14 protein-coding genes and 2 pseudogenes are annotated in these 16,245 nt (G+C 44.4%); 3 read left to right on the top strand and 13 right to left on the bottom strand.

The features are described from left to right. Positions 1 to 2,418 precede the first annotated feature (2,418 nt). From cas2 to rpiA, 9 genes and pseudogenes are all read right to left on the bottom strand, one after another. On the bottom strand, positions 2,419 to 2,745 hold the full coding sequence (gene cas2, locus I872_RS02565) for a CRISPR-associated endonuclease Cas2 (RefSeq protein WP_015604598.1): 327 nt from the start codon (positions 2,743 to 2,745) through the stop codon (positions 2,419 to 2,421). Continuing rightward, positions 2,732 to 3,750, bottom strand: a pseudogene (gene cas1, locus I872_RS02560) (CRISPR-associated endonuclease Cas1). Before cas1 ends, cas2 begins: the two are co-directional and overlap by 14 nt. Before the next feature lie 49 nt (positions 3,751 to 3,799). Beyond that, complete coding sequence (locus I872_RS02555) at positions 3,800 to 4,537, bottom strand: NAD-dependent protein deacylase (protein ID WP_015604596.1); 738 nt, start codon at positions 4,535 to 4,537, stop codon at positions 3,800 to 3,802. Then, on the bottom strand, positions 4,530 to 5,306 hold the full coding sequence (locus tag I872_RS02550) for a hypothetical protein (protein ID WP_015604595.1): 777 nt from the start codon (positions 5,304 to 5,306) through the stop codon (positions 4,530 to 4,532). Before I872_RS02550 ends, I872_RS02555 begins: the two co-directional genes overlap by 8 nt. 2 nt (positions 5,307 to 5,308) lie before the next feature. Continuing rightward, a complete protein-coding gene (deoD, locus tag I872_RS02545) occupies positions 5,309 to 6,016 on the bottom strand; it encodes a purine-nucleoside phosphorylase (RefSeq protein ID WP_015604594.1) in 708 nt (235 codons plus the stop codon). Positions 6,017 to 6,497: 481 nt separating this feature from the next. Continuing rightward, entirely contained in the window at positions 6,498 to 7,781 is a 1,284-nt protein-coding gene (locus tag I872_RS02540; RefSeq protein WP_015604593.1) for a chloride channel protein, read from the bottom strand. A gap of 2 nt (positions 7,782 to 7,783) precedes the next feature. Beyond that, positions 7,784 to 8,596: a purine-nucleoside phosphorylase gene (locus I872_RS02535; protein WP_015604592.1), complete on the bottom strand. Its 813-nt coding sequence runs from the start codon at positions 8,594 to 8,596 to the stop codon at positions 7,784 to 7,786. A gap of 25 nt (positions 8,597 to 8,621) precedes the next feature. After that, complete coding sequence (locus I872_RS02530; protein ID WP_015604591.1) at positions 8,622 to 9,833, bottom strand: phosphopentomutase; 1,212 nt, start codon at positions 9,831 to 9,833, stop codon at positions 8,622 to 8,624. A gap of 13 nt (positions 9,834 to 9,846) precedes the next feature. Next, positions 9,847 to 10,524 carry a ribose-5-phosphate isomerase RpiA gene (gene rpiA / locus I872_RS02525; protein ID WP_015604590.1) on the bottom strand — a complete coding sequence of 226 codons (678 nt, stop codon included), beginning with the start codon at positions 10,522 to 10,524 and terminating at the stop codon, positions 9,847 to 9,849. 226 nt (positions 10,525 to 10,750) lie between these two features. On the opposite strand from rpiA, the gene I872_RS12165 reads away from it, so the two are divergent. The 3 genes from I872_RS12165 (at position 10,751) to mnmE (ending at position 12,881) form a co-directional block, all read left to right on the top strand. Beyond that, on the top strand, positions 10,751 to 10,960 hold the full coding sequence (locus I872_RS12165; RefSeq protein ID WP_234702203.1) for a hypothetical protein: 210 nt from the start codon (positions 10,751 to 10,753) through the stop codon (positions 10,958 to 10,960). Beyond that, a complete protein-coding gene (locus tag I872_RS02520; protein ID WP_015604589.1) occupies positions 10,921 to 11,367 on the top strand; it encodes a hypothetical protein in 447 nt (148 codons plus the stop codon). The genes I872_RS12165 and I872_RS02520 overlap by 40 nt, the downstream gene beginning before the upstream one ends. 140 nt (positions 11,368 to 11,507) lie before the next feature. After that, positions 11,508 to 12,881, top strand: coding sequence for a tRNA uridine-5-carboxymethylaminomethyl(34) synthesis GTPase MnmE (mnmE, locus tag I872_RS02515; RefSeq protein WP_015604588.1), 1,374 nt, complete (start codon positions 11,508 to 11,510; stop codon positions 12,879 to 12,881). Positions 12,882 to 13,175: 294 nt separating this feature from the next. On the opposite strand, the gene I872_RS02505 is transcribed toward mnmE, so the two are convergent. From I872_RS02505 to I872_RS02490, 4 genes and pseudogenes are all read right to left on the bottom strand, one after another. Next, on the bottom strand, positions 13,176 to 13,841 hold the full coding sequence (locus tag I872_RS02505; RefSeq protein ID WP_015604586.1) for an ABC transporter ATP-binding protein: 666 nt from the start codon (positions 13,839 to 13,841) through the stop codon (positions 13,176 to 13,178). Beyond that, positions 13,842 to 14,903: an ABC transporter permease gene (locus tag I872_RS02500; RefSeq protein WP_015604585.1), complete on the bottom strand. Its 1,062-nt coding sequence runs from the start codon at positions 14,901 to 14,903 to the stop codon at positions 13,842 to 13,844. A 263-nt stretch (positions 14,904 to 15,166) separates the two neighbouring features. After that, positions 15,167 to 15,636, bottom strand: a pseudogene (locus I872_RS02495) (SP_0198 family lipoprotein). Between the two features lie 144 nt (positions 15,637 to 15,780). Further along, positions 15,781 to 16,173, bottom strand: coding sequence for a YbgA family protein (locus I872_RS02490; protein ID WP_015604583.1), 393 nt, complete (start codon positions 16,171 to 16,173; stop codon positions 15,781 to 15,783). Positions 16,174 to 16,245: the final 72 nt, after the last annotated feature.

Below are 16,245 nucleotides of genomic sequence, written 5' to 3'. Positions count from 1 at the left end.
CACTTAGTAGCACCATTTGACCCTATGTTTCCGTTCCCTCTCGAGGATTTGGGGGGCTCTAACTTGGCTATCGATCGCACTTTGACGACATGGATGTTGCGTTTCCGTACCCTCGCGAGGTTTAGAGGGAATCTAACAAACATCCAATCAAAACTGGCAATCGAAATTGCTAGGTTTCCGTCCCCTCTCGAGGATATGGAGGGTTCTAACGGCCGTAGGTTCGCTATTGTTGAATCTTCAAGTATGTTTCCGTCCCCTCGCGAGGATTATGGGGGGCTCTAACTAAAGGAGCTGATGATTTGAGTGCACTTGATTTCGTTTCCGTCCCCTCGCGAGGATTGTGGGGGGTCTAACATTATCGACCATTTCTGTAAATCCGGCACTCTTCTGTTTCCGTCCCCTCTCGAGGATTAGGGGGCTCTAACACAAATGCGCGTGATTTTAGATTGGGAGCGTGAGTTTCCGTACCCTCGCGAGGATTGTGGGGGGTCTAACCAAGTTCTTTAATTCGATGATAACCTATAAAACTTATGTTTCCGTTCCCTCTCGAGGATATGGAGGGGTCTAACAATGATTGATTTTATTAAAGATGCTGGCATGGCGTTTCCGTCCCCTCTCGAGGTTTAGGGGGGATCTAACGTACCGTGATGTCCAAAAGCGCCCTGTCATCGTCAAGTTTCCGTACCCTCTCGAGGATATGGAGGGTTCTAACTAAAACACCGGATAAGAAGAAGCGGTGAAACGTTTCCGTCCCCTCTCGAGGATTAGGGGGGGTCTAACAAAGGGTCCTGATAATGTATTAGGCTTCGTTACTTCGTTTCCGTCCCCTCGCAAGATTTAGGGCAGATCTAACACAGAAGATATTGCTCAATGCGAGGTTTTAGAACCATTTCCGTCCCCTCTCGAGGATTAGGGGGGGTCTAACTGATACAGTGTACAGCTGGACGAAGGAGTATTTTAAGTTTCCGTCCCCTCGCGAGGATTTGGGGGTTCTAACACAATCCTTGAGATTGAAACTAAAGAGCCAATTGGGGTTTCCGTCCCCTCTCGAGGATTAGGGGGGGGGGTCTAACTCATCCCAAACTCCTATCGCTTCACTAGTGGATTTTTTGTTTCCGTACCCTCGCGAGGATTCTTGGGGGTCTAACAAAATCTTGATATGGACATTCAGAGTCGTATCGACGAGTTTCCGTACCCTCGCGAGGTATGTGGAAGAGTCTAGCTCAAGTTCTTTAATTCGATGATAACCTATAAACTTATGTTTCCGTCCCCTCGCGAGGATTATGGGGGTTCTAACGAAATGAGCGACTCTTATATTTATAAAATGATGACAGTTTCCGTCCCCTCGCGAGGATTTGGGAGATTCTAACTAAAAAAATGTTTGTTTTAAAACATGGGAATCGCAAGTTTCCGTTCCCTCGCGAGGATTTTGGGGGGAGCTAACATTAGACCCAGCAAATCAAGGTAAAGCCCCTGTTGGGTTTCCGTCCCCTCTCGAGGATATGGAGGGTTCTAACCAGTACCTCACTGGGATAGCGCCGCAGAACGGTAGGTTTACGTCCCCTCGCGAGGATTCTTTGGGGGCTAACATACCAGCTGGTCTGGACAGAAGAAGATGCAGGTTTCCATCCCCTCGCGAGGATTTTTGGGGGATCTAACGAATGGATCTTTATTTCCACACACCAATGCAAAACAAGTTTCCGTTCCCTCGCGAGGATTGGGGAGCTCTAACGAACACATCAACCACATAAGCGACATCGTGCGAAAGTTTCCGTCCCCTCTCGAGGATTAGGGGGGGCTAACCAATGGGAATTTCAAGTAAATTGAAAAACTTAAGATTTGTTTCCGTTCCCTCTCAAGGATTTTTTTGGGGGCTAACGTATGGATCTTTATTTCCACACACCAATGCAAAACAAGTTTCCGTTCCCTCGCGAGGATTAGGGGGGTTCTAACGCGTATATTATTTTGATGTAGTTGACATAGGATCGTTTCCGTACCCTCTCGAGGATTAGGGGGGTTCTAACGGAAGTTCCTTCCTAAGAGCCACAAGCATTATAAGTTTCCGTTCCCTCGCGAGGATTGGGGGGGTTCTAACGAACCGTAATAAGGTTACAGATAAGGACACAAATAGGTTTCCGTCCCCTCTCGAGGATTTGGGGGGTTCTAACGAATCGATGGGGCATACGCATTCCTAAACTCAAAATCGTTTCCGTCCCCTCTCGAGGATTGGGGGGGTCTAACTTTATTTAGATTTTTATGAGATTAAAAACAATAAGTTTCCGTCCCCTCGCGAGGATTGGGGGGGTCTAACGGCATATCTTGTATAAAGCCTCAAAAGAGCCCCACCACATCTTGTACCCCTTAGAAACTAGCTAAAACCTAAGTCCATTATACCATGTCTAGCCCAGAAATAACAGCTTAAAAGAACAAAATATCCTCTAGCAACTCCGCGCTAGCATAAGGATTAAAAACAATCCTCTCTTCCTTATGCCCCAGATAGATAATGATATTGTCCCCTTCTTCTGCCTGATAAAAGGTTCTCAGCTCTCTCACCAGGCAGTCAAAGTCCAGCTTCTCAAGAGCCAGCTCAAAGCAGGAGCGCTGAACCCTCACGCCATAGCCTTCCAAAAGCTTTGCCAGCTTCAAGCGCCGCTTATTGCTGACGATATCGTAAATAACCAGACAAAATTTTGTTTTCTTTCTGGCAAACTCTTTTTCATCATCATCAAGATTAAAGAAGACCATCTTTCCCTCCTCCTGTATAGCTAGACACATACTCTGCTGGATCCAAGGCTTCAAAGCTTCGGATCAAGGATTTGATTTGCTGATCCGCCGCATATAGAAAAGTGTAGCGATTCTTGTCCAGCTCGACATAGTGATGAATCTCCAAGATCCTCTCCCTCATAGCCCGAGAAAAGATCTCGATTCCTTCAGGTGTCAAAAAGATACCATCTTCCTTCTCAACGAAATGCTCTTCAAGAATTTCCTGACGATTGACCAGCCCCAGCACCGTATCATCCACAATCACCGGCCGCCATTCCTCCATCAAATCACTCGCCAAGACAGCATGATGGTCATGTGGCTGATGCATCACGCCAAAGCCCAAGCTCAGACCATTCTTGCGAATCAAGCCCATAAAGCAAGAATAAAGAATAGAGTAACCAAAGTTTAGCAGGGTATTAAACTTGTCCAGAGCTGGCCTACGACTCCGACCAGAAAAATGAAAACCATCAATGACCAGTAGGTTCAAGAGATAAAAGTATGATTTAGCCAGTCGCCCTTCGATTCCCATAATCTCTGCAATGCTTCTAGCTTGCTCGATATGCACCAGCCCATCTCTAAAGCGTTTGACATCCTCCTGATCCAGCAGAGCATTTTCGTCAAAAGCCTGGAGCAGGTTGAGCTGATTGCCTATCTTAGCGGCAGCGATTTTCCGAGCGATTCCCAACCAAAAGTCCGCATCAAAAGAAGCCCGAGCCTGACTGCGCTGCTTTTCAAAATCTTCCTTCCTAAATGAATCAAAGGAAAATAGAAACTCGCCCTTGCTCGAGAAATAGAACACAAAATAGCTCTAGTGGCCAAGGCTTTCTGTAGCTGAGTAGACAGCTGTGCATTGCCAAAGACCAAGATATTGTCAATCAGATTGAAGGAAATCTCTTTCAGCAAGACGTGCTCCTCATTTCGCACAAGCACACGCTGCTCCCTCACCGACAAGCTATAAGACGAATGTTGAATATATAAATCAGCCATAAAATCTTAACCATCTCTCACAAATAAACTTTCCCATTGAAAAACTCTTTTACTCACTCTGCCTCAACTGCGCAAACACTTCTCCGATCTTGCCTTCGATGACGAGGTCAGCTTGTTTGTCCTGTGGAATGCTGGTCTTGTTGATGACGACCAGATGCTTGCCAGCAAAGTACTGGATGAGACTGGCTGCGGGATAGACCACCAAGGAGGTGCCCCCGATGATTAGCAGGTCGGCTTGATGAATGGCCTGCGCAGCTTGCTGGAAAGTCTCCATATCCAAAGACTCTTCATAGAGGGTCACATCAGGCTTGATCATGCCGCCGCAGTCAGGGCAGTAGGGCACCGTTCCAGGCAGAGCTAGAAATGCCTCCAAATCGTAAAATCGCTGACAATCTAGACAGAAATTTCTATCCGCACTACCGTGCAATTTGAGGACATTTTTTGAACCAGCTATTTCGTGCAGGCTATCAATATTTTGCGTCACTACAGCCTTGAGCTTGCCGGTCTTCTCCAGATGAGCCAGATAGGCGTGAGCCGCATTGGGCTTGGCATCTGGATAAAGCAGGTATTTCTTGTAAAAGTCGAAAAACTCCTGTGGATAGCGCTCAAACATGGTATGCGAAACCAGCTGCTCTGCCGTAAAATGCCGACCCAGCTTGACACTGTAAATCCCATCCGAACTGCGAAAGTCAGGGATATTAGACTCGGTCGAGACACCCGCCCCACCGAAAAAAACGATATGCTGACTTTGGTCAATCATGTCTTGCAACTGCTGTATTTTATCCATTTTCCTCTCCTGTCAATAAAGCTCTAACCAAGCGATTTGCCTCATCAAAATAAAAATGTTCCCGATCGTAGACAATCCCTGTGAAGCGCGCCAAATCCACCAAAATATCCATAAAATACTGGGATGAAAAGCCCGTTGTCCGATATAATTCTGCCTCATCAAAGGGCTTAATCAGATGTGCTAGCGGATTTCGGACTGATTTCTCCAACTCCCGCAGCTGTCTGACCTCTTCCTTAACAGACTCCGGCAAATCCAAATGCAGAATCAACTCTGTCAGACTGGATGAATTGACCGTGCTTTCTGCATGAAAAAGTTGCAAGACAGTATAGTCTGACTCCCGCATCCGCTCAAACTTCCAACGGTCATAGCTGGCTTCACGGGAATTATGGATAAAGTGGTCAATATCAGGAATTTCCAGCTTGATTAAGCGCATGAAAATCCGATAAATCGCTGGACTGACCGCTCGAACAAAGTCGATAATCTGCTCATTGCGCAGCTTGGCTTCCAAATCGTAGAGATAGTTGGCCAGCTGCTCGTCAGCCAAATCGGTATGACAAAAAAGCTGAAAACCGCTTTGCGTCTGCAAGGCAGTCTTCAACTCTTCATCCATGGCTGGCAGAATATTGAGCTCTCTGCGCTCTGCCAGAATAGCCAATAGGCTGGTTACAATCGAGGAACTTCCCATCAACTTCTGTGCCAGTTTATAGGCATAAGCATAGTCATAACGGGAAATCGCAAAGAGAATTTCCTCTTTTAAATCTAGATTCATGCTTAATCGATCAAGGTTTCCAGACCAACCTTCATCATATCGGTGAAGGTATTTTGTCGTTCCTCTGCTGTCGTATCCTCGTCAGGATTGACCAAGCTATCAGAAATGGTCATGATAGCTAGGGCATCTACTTGGTGCTGGGCAGCCAGATAGTAAAGGGCTGCAGCTTCCATTTCAACAGCTTTCACACCCCATTTGCCCAGCTCGATATTTTTCTCAAAATAGTTCGAATAGAAAACATCTGACGACAAAACATTTCCGACATGGGTTGTCATGCCCAAGTCTTTAGCAATATGATAAGCCTTGTCCAGCAAATCAAAGCTGGCAATTTGTGGAAAATCATACTGTGGCCAGTCATTACGAATAATGTTGGAGTTAGTTGCAGCCGCCTGAGCCAGTACTAATTCACGGACGTGAACATCAGCATTCAGTGAGCCCGCTGTTCCGACACGGATCAGCTTTTTCACACCGTAGTCCACAATCAGCTCACGCGCATAGATAGAGATTGAGGGCATTCCCATCCCTGTCCCCATAACAGAAACACGCTGGCCTTTATAAGTTCCAGTGTAGCCGAACATGTTCCGCACTTCGTTAAAGCAAACGGCATCTTCTAGGAAATTCTCCGCAATAAACTTGGCACGAAGCGGATCGCCTGGCAAGAGAATTTTATCAGCAATCTCACCTTGTTTAGCAGCAATATGGATAGACATAATTTATGATACAAAGAGCGACAAGAAAACGACTGAAAATTAGGAATCTGACGAGAAATCCTGATTTCTCAGTCAGATTATCTATTTTCCGAGTTTTCCGCTCGTGTTCAAATTTGAACACACGCTCTACCTTTCTTTTTTTTAAGATTCAGGATAGCGATAGAGAACCAAGCAAAAATAGGAAATCCGACAAAGATGCAAGGCATCTAGGAGGATTTATCTTTTTTACAAAGCCTCTAGCCCGAGTTCAATTTAAACTCAGAAGCCCTTCCTTTCTGTGTTTTTAGAAAAGTTTCCCGCTCGTGTTCACATCTGAACACCTCACTCTACTTTTCTTTTTTTAATTTTATATGTTAGGCAAAATCAGACTCAATCAAGACCCCGATGAGTCTTCTTTTCTTTGTTTCAAACAGTTATTGATAAATTGATAGTATTTTCTATCTTCTAAGTTAAAGCCCTGACCAGAAGAAACTGTCGTTCCCTACCTTATTGCTCTATTCTTTAACTTTCGCCGTAATAGGTTAGCCCAAGGAAAACGGTCTAACGCTTTTGCAAATTCATGAGCTAAGAAAGCCGTTACTAATAGATAAGGAAGAGAATCTAAACCCAGACCAGTAAAGCCTATTACTAATCCGGTTGCAGACAGGGGAGCCCTCAAGGTCACAGACAAAAAGCAAACCGAACCTAAAAGTAAGATAGATGGATGGTTGCCATCACCTAGATTCATGCCCAAGAGAGCAGCTCCAGCCATCCCCAAGGCAAAAGATGGCGTAAGAGTACCACCATAGGCCCCTGCCCAAAGGATAATAAGAACGACCACTGCTTTTAGGAAAAACATGAGAAGCACTGTCTCACCACTGCTACCATTTAAAATTTCCTGAGCCATCATGCGCCCATTTCCAAGTAGATGTGGCAAATGACTTACCAGACCAACAAGGAAAAGAAAAGCTAAGGGAAGAGTGAGGAGTATCCGTTTATCTTTTATTCTATTTGAAGATGCTTCTTTGTTTAGGCAACCAAAAAGCCAAGCCAAAGGTGTTAGAAAAAGAAGTAATAAGGGGATAATCCACATTTCCCTTAGTGACCATGTGATGGATGGAATCTGGTAGAGAGCATGATCTGAAATAACTAGGCCTGCTGTATAGGTAGACACGTAGGTAGTCAAACCGACCAAGAAAAATCGTTTGAGGGATAAAGCAATCCCCAAGGTTTCAAAAACGAAAAACACACTCGTTAACGGAACCTGATAGACAGCCGCTAAACCCGCACCAGCTCCACAGGCAATGAGAAAAACTTGGTCCTTCACGGAGAGAGAAAAAATGTTGGCAATAGGTCTTGCAAATAAAGCTCCAATCTCCCGTGGCGCAGCTGACTTACCGATAGGTGCCCCTCCTCCAACCGCAATAATCTGCCAAATTGAATGAACTAGTTGTTTTAAAAAATGAAGCTTGTATTGTGATGTTTCATCCTTCATCTGCACTTTGATGGAAAAAATCTTTGCTTTTCTTTGCAAGAAATACCAGACCAAGGCAGAACTGATACCCACAATTATTAAACTGAAGCCTATCCGTGATGAGGCAACCCCATCTGTCAAGAATCCAGTATTATGCTCTGACTGACCGAAAGCAATCTCTTCAACCAGCTCTAAAAGATAATGGAGAAATATACCAGATAAACCCGAAACTATTCCTTGCAGAATTACTGCTATGAATAATCTAAAATTATAAGGGATTTTTCGAAAAATTCTCCTCAATTCTATTAACATGATTACAATTCAGCAAGAATCGCTTTAAGCAGTCGTTTGAAATCACCTTTGACACGCTCTGTTACTTCAACCACTTCTTCATGGTTGAGTTCTTCTTGGAACCCAGCAGCATGATTGGTAATGCATGAAATTCCAAGGACTTTCAAGCCTGAGTGGGCAGCCACGATCACTTCGGGAACAGTAGACATGCCAACTGCATCTGCTCCAAGCGTCTTATAAGCACGGATTTCTGCTGGCGTTTCGTAAGTTGGACCGGTAACACCGATATAGACACCATCATCCAGTTTAATACCAAGCTTATCAGCGACTTGATGAGCAGTTGCACGATATTCTGGAGTGTAAGATTTAGACATATCTGGGAAACGTGGACCAAATTCATCCAAGTTTTCACCAATCAAAGGATTTTGACCCGTAAAGTTGATATGGTCTGAGATAGCCATCAAAGTACCAGGGCCATAACCGATACCACCAGCAGCATTGGTAACAATAACACCTGTCGCACCGAGAGCCTTCATCACACGAACTGGGAAGGTAACGATTTCCAATGGATTTCCTTCGTAGAAATGGAAACGACCTTGCAGTGCCAAGACTTTGCGCCCTGCCAAATCTCCATAGACTAATTTACCAGCGTGGCCAACAACAGTTGAGCGGCCCCAGTTTGGAATGTCCGCATAGTCAAGACTAACGGCATTTTCAATTTCAGAAGCCAACTCTCCCAAACCAGATCCCAAGATCAGACCAAATTCAGGTTCTGTCATCCCTTTTTCTTTCAAGAAGGCTGCTGTTGCTTTGATTTTTTCAGATAATGTTGTCATAAATATTTCCCTCACTCTCTTATGCTTAGACCAATTTATCCAAGAAGCTTTCACCAATCATAGCCTTGTCGACACCGAAATTATCCGCAACGGTTGCTGAAATGTCCGCAAAATGTCCGACAGGCAAGTGACCATTCCCCTTGAGGGATTTACCAAAGACCAAGAGCGGAATGTACTCACGAGTGTGGTCCGTTCCGGCATAGGTCGGATCATTTCCATGGTCAGCGGTAATCATGAGCAAATCATCCTCACGCATGTTTTCAATGATTTCTGGCAAGCGAGCGTCAAACTCCTGCAGACAGTCACGATAGCCATGCGGATCGCGACGGTGACCATAAAGAGCATCGAAGTCTACCAAGTTGGTAAATGAGAAGCCATACTTGAAGTCCTCAGACTGGATAGCCTTAACCAAATTGTCTACACCATGATTATTGGACTGGTTGTGGCCCATGTCGTGGTTGATACCTGCACCATTGAAGATGTCGTTAATCTTACCAACAGAATAAGTATCAATGCCGGCTTCATTGAGCTTGTCCAAAACAGTTGGCTCAAATGGAGAGACTGCATAGTCATGGCGATTGGCTGTACGAGTGAAGTTACCAGGCTCACCTACATAAGGGCGAGCGATGATACGGCCTAGAAGTGCTGGCCGATCCAAAGTGATAGAGCGAGCGTATTCGCAAATACGATAGAGCTCATCTAAAGGAATAATCTCCTCATGAGCTGCGATTTGAAGCACTGGATCTGCAGAAGTATAGATAATCAATTCGCCAGTTTCCATCTGACGAGGCCCGAAGTCGTCAATAACTGCCGTGCCAGAATAAGGTTTGTTAGCCTCACGAATAACTTTGCGGCCAGAAAATTCTTCAATTTTAGTCAAGATTTCCTCTGGGAAGCCATTCCAGAAAGTATCAAAAGGCTCGGTAATGTTCAGACCCATGATTTCCCAGTGGCCTGTCATCGTGTCTTTACCTAAAGAAACTTCTTCTAATTTAGTATAGTAACCACTTGGATTTTCCTCAGCTGGGACAGTTTTCAAGGCTTGCTCACGCTCGATATTGCCCAAGCCTAGCTTAGCCATATTTGGCACATCTAGGCCGACTGCTTTGGAAATATGTCCCAGAGTATCGGAAGCTCCATCTGGCACCCCTGCATTAACAAAATTGTTAGCATCTGGTGCTGCCCCAATGCCGACTGAGTCCATAACGACTAAGTGAATACGATTAAATTTTGACATGAAACCCTCTTTTCTAGTTATCTGTTTCTAAAATGTTTACACCACCTTGACCGGCGACGATCACCCTGTTGACCATTTGGGTGAAAAGGCCGTGCTCAACAACGCCTACGATATGATCTAATTCTCGGCCAAATTCGACTGGATTTTCGATTACACCTAAATCTAGATCAATAATGAAATTCTGCATATCCGTGATAAAACGTTGGCCATTTTTTTCACGGAAACTTGGCTTGTAGCCTGCCTCAGAAAAGCGATGGAAAACTTGCTCTGCACCATATTGCACTACTTCGACTGGCAGCTTGAAAGCACCTAGCTTTTGAACCAATTTGCTTTCATCAACCACCCAGATGTAGTCCTTGGTAGGTGTCGCAACAACCTTCTCCATCAGCAGGGCTCCGCCTCCGCCTTTGATGCCGTTGAACTGAGGATCCACTTCATCAGCTCCATCAACGGTCACATCGACCTGATCCACTTCATCGATGGATTTCAGCGGAATGCCCAAGCCTTCTGCTTGCTTACTGGTCACGCTAGAGGTGGTGACTGCAGTAATCTGCAAGCCTTCCTCTTTGATACGTCGACCAATTTCCTCGACAAAATAGTAAGCAGTCGAACCTGTTCCCAGACCGACCACCATCCCGTCTTCGACAAATTCAGCAGCCTTGATGCCTGCTAGTTTCTTTAGAGTTTCCATAGCACCTCCTCAAATCAACTATGTTTAGTATATCACAATTCTTTGAAATTTGAAAGTGTTTTCAGCTCTTTAAACGGTTCTTCGCGTTTAAACAGTGCTCCATTTCACGAAAATCTCCTTAAAATCTTGCTCCTAGTTCTATTTTGCGTTACAATGAAGATAGGCAAATTACTAAAAGAAATACATATTTCAGGTAGTAAGTTATAGAAAATTTGAGGAGGTTGTTATGATGCAACAAGAAAATAAAGTTCTAGGTATTTTAGCCATTGTCTTTGGAGCAATCGCTTTACTTGGCTCCTGGATACCAATCATCAATTATCTATCTTTTTTATCGGTACTATTGCTCTTGTTCTTGGTATTGTCGGTCTCGTTATTAACCCAAAAGGCCAGAAAACTTTGGCTATTATTGGTTCTATCATTTCCTTCTTCGCTTTAGTCATCGCGCTTGTTACTCAAGCATTCTATTCCCATGTGTTGTTTAATGAAGTGGGAAAAGGACTTGATACTCTGACAAACTCTTATAGTTCCTATTTTGATTCGTCAGAAAGAAAAATAGAAAAAGAAGAAGAAAGTACGAAGTTTACATGGACAAAAGCAGAATTTGATGCACTCAAAGAGGGCGATATTTTGAAAAGAGGTGCAGGCGGAACAAAATACGACGACGTCATTCGCGACCACGGCAAACCAACTGACGAAACCACTTCCACTGTCAGCGGCTCTGAAATAAAAACCATCACCTACTTACCAGAAGGAAGCAAATATCAAGCCGTCATCCTAACTTTTTCAAAAAACGAAGACGGTTCTTTCCTACTTACTAGCAAGATAGGAACAGGTTTAGAATAAACTAAATTCCCTACCCGACAGCTGTTTTTCTTTTATGAATATTGGTAAAATCAAAGAAGAAACTCTAGCCATCATTTGAATGATTTTGGGTGGAGACTTACGTCGAAGGCTTGCAAAATAGATTTTCAGAAAGGATATACATGATAACACGAGAATTTGATACCATCGCTGCGATTTCGACCCCTCTTGGGGAAGGAGCCATCGGCATCGTCAGACTAAGCGGGACTGACAGCTTTGCTATTGCCCAAAAAATCTTTAAAGGCAAGGACCTAGACAAAGTTGCCAGCCACACACTCAACTACGGTCATATCATCGACCCTCAAAATCAGGAGATTCTGGATGAGGTCATGGTCGGGGCTATGCGTTCTCCCAAGACCTTCACGCGCGAGGACATCATCGAGATCAATACCCACGGTGGGATTGCGGTGACCAATGAAATCCTGCAGCTGGCTATCCGCGAGGGGGCTAGAATGGCCGAGCCTGGCGAATTTACCAAGCGAGCCTTTCTCAACGGGCGCGTGGATTTGACTCAGGCTGAGGCTGTCATGGACATCATCCGCGCCAAGACCGATAAAGCAATGAACAATGCTGTCAAGCAGTTGGATGGCTCTCTTTCCGACCTTATCAACAGCACCCGTCAGGAAATCCTCAACACACTGGCTCAGGTCGAGGTCAACATTGACTATCCTGAGTACGACGATGTTGAGGAAGCAACGACGGAAATCATTCGTGAAAAAACGCTAGAATTTGAGCAACTTCTTACCCATCTTCTCAAAACTGCGCGACGAGGCAAGATTCTTCGCGAAGGTATTTCTACTGCTATCATCGGTCGACCTAATGTTGGCAAATCCAGCCTCCTCAACAATCTTCTGCGTGAGGACAAGGCCATTGTGACCGATATCGAGGGGACAACTCGTGATGTGATCGAGGAGTACGTCAATATCAACGGCGTACCGCTCAAGCTCATTGACACTGCAGGCATTCGGGAAACGGATGATCTTGTGGAGCAGATTGGCGTTGAGCGTTCTAAAAAAGCCTTGCAGGAAGCTGACTTGGTTCTCTTGGTTCTCAATGCCAGCAAGCAACTGACAGATCAAGACCGCCAGTTGCTAGAAATCAGCCAAGACAGCAATCGCATCGTCCTGCTTAACAAGACTGACCTTGAAGAGAGGATTGAACTAGACCAGCTACCAGCAGATGCTATCAAGATTTCCGTCCTTTACAACCAAAATATTGATAAAATCGAGGATCGCATCAATCAGCTCTTCTTTGAAAATGCTGGAATTGTCGAACAAGACGCCACCTATCTGTCCAATGCCCGCCACATCTCTCTCATCGAAAAGGCTGTCGAAAGCCTGCAAGCCGTCAATCAGGGATTGGAACTGGGCATGCCGGTAGATCTCCTCCAAGTCGATCTGACTCGTACTTGGGAAATCCTTGGTGAAATCACTGGTGACGCTGCACCAGACGAGCTTATCACCCAACTCTTCAGCCAATTCTGCCTAGGAAAATAATATGGGAATCACAGAGTTTTTCAAAGCAAAAAATCTAGGCGAATACCTAGAAAGTCGAAAGCACGGACAGGTCAGAGAACGCATCCAACAACGTAGCTGTTTGGAGGTTCTCTTCCACAAAGCCCGCACTACCAAAATAAATCCTGAAAATCACCAAAAAATGAAGAAAACGAAACACGGTTCTTGAAAAATGGAACCGTGTTTATTTCTCTATTCAATCTAGCTGAGAATTTGCCTGATCATGAATCGTGGCACTCTCCTTGTCCCAAACTATTTTTTTGTTTGGCTACATCTTCATCGGACTTGAGTCAGCACTCCGTCTTGCATTTCATAGACCTTGTCAACCTCGTCCAGCAGGCGGGTATCATGGGTAATCATGACCACGCTCTTGTTGAATTTCTGGGTCACTTCTTTGAGCAGATGAACCACGCGCTTAGCCCGCTCCGTATCCAGACTAGCTGTCGGCTCGTCAGCCAAGATAATATCTGGGCTATTGTAAAGCGCTCTGGCGATAGCAGCCCGCTGCCGTTCCCCACCGGACAATTCTTTGGGATACTGCTTAAGCGTGTCTTTTAGATCTAGCAGTTCAATCAGACTGTCCAGATTTGTTCTTTCCTTTTTAGATAAGCGGTCAATCAGCTGGAACTGGTCTTCGATTTTCAAAAAAGGAATGAGATTGGAAGCCTGCAAAATAAAGCCGAAATCATTGAAACGCAGAGCAGCACGTTCCTTTTCCTTGAGCTGGGAGGTATCTTTCCCATGCAGGAGAATCTGGCCTTTTGAGGGAGTTTGCAAATGCCCCAGCAAGGTCAGAAAGGTTGTTTTCCCTGATCCTGACGGCCCAATAATAGCTACAAACTGCCCTGCTTCCAGTTGGAAATCAGTTGGCTTCAGGGCTTGGACTAGCGTATGCCCTTGACCATATTCTTTTGTAACACCTTTTAGTTCTATAATTGCCATTTACTCGCCTCCGATCGCTGTGATAGGGTCAATTTTTAGAACCCGATGAATGGACAAGAGTCCGCCAGCCAGCGACATGAAAACAATCAGAACAATCAATCCAGTATAAGCCCGCCAATCACTGTAAAAAGGCATGGAAGCCGGCAAGACTAGCTGGGTTCCCAAAAGAGCCATGACAGCTAAGCTGATTCCCAGAGTGGACAGGATGAAAATCTGCCAGAAAATAGAAGCAATAATCTTCCCACTGGCAATCCCTTGGGCACGCATAATACCGTAAAGTTGAGTCTTCTGAATGGTGATGATGTACATGAAAATCCCCAATACTAAAAAGGTAATCAGAACCATGGACCCAATCATAAAGGAAAAAGTCAGAACCTGAGGCTGATAGCCAGGGATATTTTCTATAAAATCACTCATAGAGAGCTGACTAAGCCCAGTTTCTTCAATTTTTTGACTATCTTTGACTACAAGTGCGCTGATATTCTTAACCTGACTAGAGCCGTACTTTAATTCCCTGAAATCATCTAGAGCCATAAAAATTACAGGTTGCGTAAAGAAGCTATTATCCTCTGTAAAACCAACAACCTGATAGAGGCGCTCACTGCCATTGAGCTGAAGCTGGTCGCCTAGTTTCACTCCTTTTTGACGCAGGCGCTTATCCGCAATGACTTCATAAGCAGTCTCAGCAGGACGTCCCTCAATAATGTCAGGCGCTAGAAAACTATCCCAAGAGAGACCAAAAACCTGAGCATTGAGTTTATCTGTCCCATCTTCATAATTGGCCACTGCTGACGTTTGTCCCAAAGCCGCAATTGAGTCTCCTTTAAGCAGGCTACTATATTCCTCTTCCTTGAGAGTCGAAGCAACTAGATTCTTATTGGCATACTCTGACAAGACGATTGATTCAGCCTGCCATTGGTCCAGAGCCAAGCGATTGAGCCTAGCCAAGCCGACAGAAAGACTGGATAAAAAGAAAACCATATAGGTAATGAGAAAGACTACAGAAACCACTAAACGATAGCGTCCGCGACTGTAGACAATCTCTTTAAATGCTAAAAACACGGCTATCCTCCTTTGAGATATTGAAGACTATTATATCATAAAGAAGCAAGCTAGAAAAACATATGAGACCAATAGTGACTAGATTCAGGCGAAAATCACTTATTCACTAAGTCAGAAACATTCCGTGAAAGAAAATCGTAAAATAAAAAGAAACAAGCACGGACTTCAGTTCGTATACCGAAGCTTGCCTTGTTTCTTTTCTCTAGGTTTAGACCGCGATCTGACCTGCTCCTTCTCTTATCCAGAGCAGATTGAAAATCGGCTTATTGCTTGCTAAAGGTCAAAGTATCTGGATCATCATCCAGTTCATCCACAATCAGCTGATTGCCATTTTGACGATAACTTTTGACATCGTCACCGACAATCAGTCTTTGGTTCGCTGCATCTACTTGTACCTGTTTGATTTCCTTACTGCCGTCGACCTCAGTCTCAGTCCAGGTTCCAGCATTTCCATTGATTTCTAGGACATGCTGGTCACCATCATGGTCGGTTGCTTGGTAGCGTCCATCTAAATTGCTGGTCTGACCTGCATTTGAGGAAGAAGTCTGTTCTTGCACAGGTTGTGATGTTTGGCTTTGGGTATTTTGTGATGAGTTGATATTTCCTCCCTGATTAGCATTACCTAAACAAGCAGTCAATAAAACTGCGACTGTTATGATAATATTCCAGTAAAGGCTTTTTTGAAATGGTCATATCGTCTCCTCCTTTTTCTACATTTGTAGTTTACATGTATATTCTACATTTATCTGTTTTATTTGTCCATCATATAGCATGTTTTATCTCAAAATAAAAAATTCCCCAGTCTTATTGGACTGGAGATGTAGAATCTATTGCTTCTTCTAGAGAATTAACGCTAGTCATCTTCGATAGCCGAGTCTCACGCCTCATCACCAAATAGCAATGTCGAATGCTGCAGATAGGAATTGGGGTACTTTCGAAGCAAAGCTTTCACAGCTTCTACCAAAACCTCCTGCTCCACCTGACCTGCTTGGTATCGCTCTAAAAGCAGTATAAAGTTTTCTTTTTCAGCTGGGCTGGCTTTTTTCTTAAAATAGCCCCAAATATGCTGAAAGGCATTGCAGACCTGACCGCGATTTTCAGGCAGGGACACCGCCTGGTCAATCAAGTCTTGAACATGTACCGCTTCCACCGAGTCACTTTTTAGAGATTGGCGGATTTCCAGATAAATCTTACTAGAATGACTGAGCACTAAATATTTATTTTTAGCCCAAAGAGTCTGACATTGGGAGATTTGGTTCAAATTTTCCATAATTACTTTTCCTTCTAATCTTCACTTTCGAATTCTTCAGAACCATCTACAACATTGCTTGCTCCCAGTAAT

The sequence above is a fragment of the Streptococcus cristatus AS 1.3089 genome (assembly GCF_000385925.1).
Lineage (GTDB): Bacteria > Bacillota > Bacilli > Lactobacillales > Streptococcaceae > Streptococcus > Streptococcus cristatus_B.
Note: the sequence above shows the minus strand (reverse complement) of the source record. Positions and strands in the feature narration are given on the sequence as shown.